This window comes from Candidatus Nitrosopumilus sp. (assembly GCF_029882185.1).
Lineage (GTDB): Archaea > Thermoproteota > Nitrososphaeria > Nitrososphaerales > Nitrosopumilaceae > Nitrosopumilus.
In genome coordinates this window covers 1-4723 of sequence record NZ_JAOULD010000073.1, presented here as the reverse complement: position 1 = coordinate 4723, position 4723 = coordinate 1, and the positions used below count along the sequence as shown (strand labels likewise).

Here is a 4723-nt window from a genome sequence, read left to right as displayed (position 1 = left end):
TCTTACTTTGGATGATATCTCGTTGATTACTGGTGAGGATCCAATCCAAAAAAGAACTAAACTCTGGAATAATAGTGTAATTTGTGCCACTCCTGAAATTGCTAGAAATGATTTGAATAGAGGCATTGTTTCTCCCGATCAATTCAGTCTTGTAATTTTTGATGAAGTTCACCGAACAGCTGGTGATTATGCGTATTCTGGAATTGCACAAAATTTTGAAAATTCCTCTGCAAGGATTCTTGGAATGACTGCAACCCTTCCAAGTGAAAAAGAAAAGGCAACAGAAATTCTAACAAAGCTTAGAATTTCAAGTGTGGCTGAAAGAAGAGAAGATAGTCCTGATGTAAAACCTTACACTCAAGAAACTCGCACTGAATGGATTAACGTGGATCTGCCTGCTGAATTAAAATCAATTCAAACGTTATTGAAATTAGCATTAGATGAAAGATATGACACTCTAAGAAAAAATGGTATTCGTATGGCTGAGCAAAAATCACTTTCTGCACTACTAAGAATCAGACAGTTTGTATTGAACCAGAATAGACGATCTGCAAAACCCCTCTTTACTGGAATTAGAATTCATTATGCTCTAAACATTCTTGAGGCTCATGGGATTACGCCGTTTCTAAAATTCTGTGAACGCGCACAAGCAAAAAAAGGCGTGGGAATCAAGGACCTCTTTGAAGTAGATCCTAATTTTACAAGGGCCATTCATCTTGCAAAGGAAGCGCAATCCCGTGGAATTGAACATTCTAAAATACCAAAACTTAAAGAGATTCTTGAATCAGTTCCTGGCAAGGCTCTAATATTTACCAGCTATCGCGACTCTGTTGATATGATTTTTAATAAATTGACTGATATGGGAATCTCTGCGGGAATCTTGATTGGAAAAGCAGGTGACGCCGGTTTAAAACAAAAAAAACAGATTGAGACTGTCCAAAAATTCCGAGACGGTGCTTTTCAGGTGTTAGTTGCTACACGTGTTGGCGAAGAAGGATTGGATATCGCTGAAGTTAATCAAGTTATTTTTTATGATAACGTTCCAAGTTCGATTAGATTTATTCAAAGAAAGGGGAGAACTGGAAGAAAAGATACCGGTAAGCTAGTAGTGTTAATTGCTAAAAATACTATTGATGAGACGTACTATTGGATTGGAAAAAGAAAAATGACTGCAGCACGATCAATGGGTGACAAAATGACCAAAGTCTTGGAAAAAAACCAGGAGACCGAGTCCCAAAAAACAGGGTTGGATGCTTTCCTCTAGATTTCGTATTGGACAGAAATTTGCTCAAAAATCTTTTGTTTTTTCTGGATAATTTTATTTTTCATTCCTGATTCTAAGTGATGAATGCTGCTTTTTTTTGCTACAAGTAAATTCTCCAGTCTTAATTCAAATTGGTTTTCCAGAAAACTCTTTACTTCTTGAGGGCCTCCTTCTATCTCTAAATTCTCAAATGTTTCTTTTGCCAAATTGGCAATTGACTTCTCCAGATATTTGAGAATCTCGTCTAATGCCTTCTCATTTAATAGGGCCACAAGTAATTTTGCTGTATTGTCCCAAAAAATGTTGTGTGTTTTATTTTGGGTTCTAGGTGTGAAAGTATTCTTCTAAACTATTTTTTGACATGAATCCCGATTGACCTCGAACACAAAAATCAAATGATATAATTATTTCAAAAATTACCCCCCAAATTAGTTTTAACTTTTAAGCCAAAATCTGGAAATTGATGGTGGTACTGAAAAGTTAAAATTGATATGTTGATTAAAATCATTCCAATCTTTTAATTATATGGTATCCAAATTCCGTTTTGATTGGCTGAGAAATTTCTCCAATCTGTAGTTTAAATGCTGCCTCTTCAAATGGCTTTACCATCGTGCCTTTTGTAAAATAACCTAAATTTCCATCCTTTTTTGCACTTCCTGAATCAATTGACAATTCTTTTGCCAATTTTCCAAATTTTTCACCATTTTTGATTTTCTCTAAAATTACAAGCGATTCACTTTGTTTTGCTACAAGTATATGTGAGCATTTTATCTTGACTGACATTTCTATTTTGAATTATTTCCCATCTTAATTATTTTTTCATGGTACAAATCCATCACAAAATTAGTCTCAAAATTCATTAATTGTTGATTTTCTTATAATTGGAGTTCAAATTATACTGGGAGCACACATGAAGGGGGATATAGTTAAGCGGTAGGATTCTAGACCCACGTGGAATAGAAAATTCTACTTGGATTGAATAATGAATGGTTTTTCAATTCATTAGAATAATTTTGCTAATAGGTTAAATTTTTAATTAGATCATTTGAGAGTAAGAGAAATGGCAGAAAAAATTTCAGCTGATGAACTCAAATCCAGAAAAGATGAATTTATTATAATTGATGTTCGAGAAGCAGATGAGCTTGCAAATGGAAAGATTAATGGTTCAAAACACATGCCTCTTGGACTGACAATTAGGAATGCAAAAAAGAAACAGATAGAGGATCTTAGAGATAAGAAGATGTGTACCTATTGTGGAACTGGTTACCGAGGAAACATAGCGGCTGATGAACTAGTTAAGGAGGGATTCAATGCTGTAACATTAGATGGTGGATTCCCATCATGGAATGAATCTTGATTTTTAATTTTAAGATCCACGTGTAACTCAAATACAACATAAATTCATCAATCGATACAAAGATGGGTCTAAAAATATTAGGTGTAGCCTCCAGTATGAGGGAATCATCCTATAGTACACGTGTTTTAAAATTGGCATTGGAAAAAGCAGAGAAGAGAGGTGCAGAAATAAAGCTGCTAGACCTACGGGAATTACAACTACCGATGTATCATCCTGAACAAAACAGTTCACCGGAACTTGACAAAGTTACAGAGTATGTAAAATGGGCAGATGCTTTTGTTCTGGCCTCTCCAGATTATCACGGTTCAATGTCAGGAGTAATGAAAAATTTTCTGGATTTCTTCTGGTCTGATTTTGCAGGAAAAACATTTGGATACATTTGTGCATCACACGAAAAAGGCCTCACAGTTATGGACCAGATGAGAACCGTTGTAAGACAATGCTATGGATGGAGTATGCCATATGGCATTTCAGTGAACTCTGACCAGGATTTTGACAAACAGGGTAACATTACCAATGAAAACATTCTTTCCCGTATTGAAACTATTGCCAGAGATTTGGCAGTATATGGGAGTCTGATTGCAGACCAATACAAAAAAGACCTTCAAAGTAAAGAGTCAGACACATTTGCTGCTCGTTATAGGTGAAGGATTGATTATAAGGACATCTTGCTAAATCTGTCCCATGCGCAAAGAATTTGTAATAAAGAGAATCGATGCATCACCTGATGGTGCACCTTACGTTATAGTCTCATTGACATCTTCAAAAGATCTTAAAGAGGGAAACAAAAATCTCTCCCAGTTTGATCCCTCAAAGATGATGGACCCTGCCAAAATGGGAGACATGGTAAAAGATCTAAACAAGATAATCTCAGGCATGGGTGGAATGATGGCAGGAGGTACATCACTAAAACTTGACATGCACGAGTACAGGGAGATGAATCTCTCAGTAGGTGACAAAGTCTATCTTGAACTTACTAAAGATGAAAACACTGGTGTTTGAGTTAAAATCATACCCACGTGTAAGTTTGAAAACTAGTTTAAAATTGGGCCTTTAGAAGAAAATTGAATTAAATCTTAACAATCACAATTGGAATCTTTGTTTATTTTTGGGTTGCATATTTCACAATCAAGTATGCATTTGTCTTCAGGACAATAACCACAAGTTTGTTTGACATTTGATTCCAATTACTTCAACCCCTTGTTGGTCCCAATCAGTTCGTAAGAACTTGAATCATATTTGATTTTATAGACTTCTTGGAATCCTCCAGAAGAATATCCCCCAACATAGAGAAAATTATTTTTAGAATCAGCTGCAATGCTTGAAATGGTAAGATCCATGTCTTGCATATTCTTCCACGATTCACCAAAGTCATCCGAATATACAATGCCAAATGTTTTGACTGATGCAAACAACCTACCATCATCATCGAATGCCAATGCAAAGACCGCCATTCCTTGATACATGTCGAGTTGAGTCCATGCATGTCCACTGTTATCTGACTTGAAGATACCATTGCCAGTACCTGCATAGATCAGTTCAGAATCATCAGGAGAAATTGCCAAAGCTGAAACATATTCTGGATACTCTAGAGTTTCCCAAGTTTTTCCAGCATCAATCGTCTTGAATAATCCTCTTGCACCACTATCAAAACCAACTATGATCTCAGGATTCTGTTTACTTGTTGCCATGGAGTGAAAGTCCACTGGAGGTTCTATAACATTAGAAACAAGTTCCCAAGTGACACCACCATCACTGCTTTTTATCAGTCCTGTATTTCCTCCAGTAGATGGATGACCGCTTGCATACAGAGGGATTCCAGGGATTGTGGGTGCGATAAATGCCATATAGTCTGCTCTGACCTTGTCTACTTTTGTTGGAGGTCCGCCGTTAATGCTTTGGTAAAAATCTCCATGTGTTGCGATGTATAAAATAGAATGATCTGAAGGATTGAATCCAATACCGTGAACATGACGCCAGTCAATTATTCTGGAATCCCCTGACACATGAAATTCAAGAGGGTTTCATTTGATCAAAATGCTCCCGGCAGGTTCAGATTTCTATCTTACTTTTCAGAATGTCTTCCATGGTTTCAATGGCAT

Annotated in this window: 7 protein-coding genes; 4 read left to right on the top strand and 3 right to left on the bottom strand. The window is 36.4% G+C overall.

All coding sequences use genetic code 11. From position 1 onward, the window contains the following. Positions 1–1264, top strand: a 1264-nt coding sequence (locus tag OEW78_RS09985) for a helicase-related protein (protein WP_300327147.1), incomplete at its 5' end; no start/stop codon positions are given. On the opposite strand, the gene OEW78_RS09980 is transcribed toward OEW78_RS09985, so the two are convergent. Both OEW78_RS09980 and OEW78_RS09975 read right to left on the bottom strand, forming a co-directional pair. After that, positions 1261–1536 (bottom strand): hypothetical protein, encoded by a 276-nt coding sequence (locus tag OEW78_RS09980; RefSeq protein ID WP_300327146.1) that lies wholly within the window; start codon positions 1534–1536, stop codon positions 1261–1263. The genes OEW78_RS09985 and OEW78_RS09980 overlap by 4 nt on opposite strands. A gap of 232 nt (positions 1537–1768) precedes the next feature. Then, positions 1769–2047, bottom strand: a complete 279-nt coding sequence (locus tag OEW78_RS09975) for a peptidylprolyl isomerase (RefSeq protein ID WP_300327145.1) — start codon at positions 2045–2047, stop codon at positions 1769–1771. Between the two features lie 277 nt (positions 2048–2324). Here OEW78_RS09975 and OEW78_RS09970 point away from each other — a divergent pair, with 277 nt between their 5' ends. The 3 genes from OEW78_RS09970 (at position 2325) to OEW78_RS09960 (ending at position 3623) form a co-directional block, all read left to right on the top strand. Further along, entirely contained in the window at positions 2325–2621 is a 297-nt protein-coding gene (locus OEW78_RS09970) for a rhodanese-like domain-containing protein (RefSeq protein ID WP_300327144.1), read from the top strand. A gap of 62 nt (positions 2622–2683) precedes the next feature. Next, positions 2684–3268, top strand: a complete 585-nt coding sequence (locus OEW78_RS09965) for an NAD(P)H-dependent oxidoreductase (RefSeq protein WP_300327143.1) — start codon at positions 2684–2686, stop codon at positions 3266–3268. A gap of 37 nt (positions 3269–3305) precedes the next feature. Then, on the top strand, positions 3306–3623 hold the full coding sequence (locus OEW78_RS09960) for a hypothetical protein (RefSeq protein WP_300327142.1): 318 nt from the start codon (positions 3306–3308) through the stop codon (positions 3621–3623). Positions 3624–3808: 185 nt separating this feature from the next. Here OEW78_RS09960 and OEW78_RS09955 read toward each other — a convergent pair whose 3' ends face one another. Continuing rightward, complete coding sequence (locus OEW78_RS09955; protein ID WP_300327141.1) at positions 3809–4627, bottom strand: SBBP repeat-containing protein; 819 nt, start codon at positions 4625–4627, stop codon at positions 3809–3811. Positions 4628–4723: the final 96 nt, after the last annotated feature.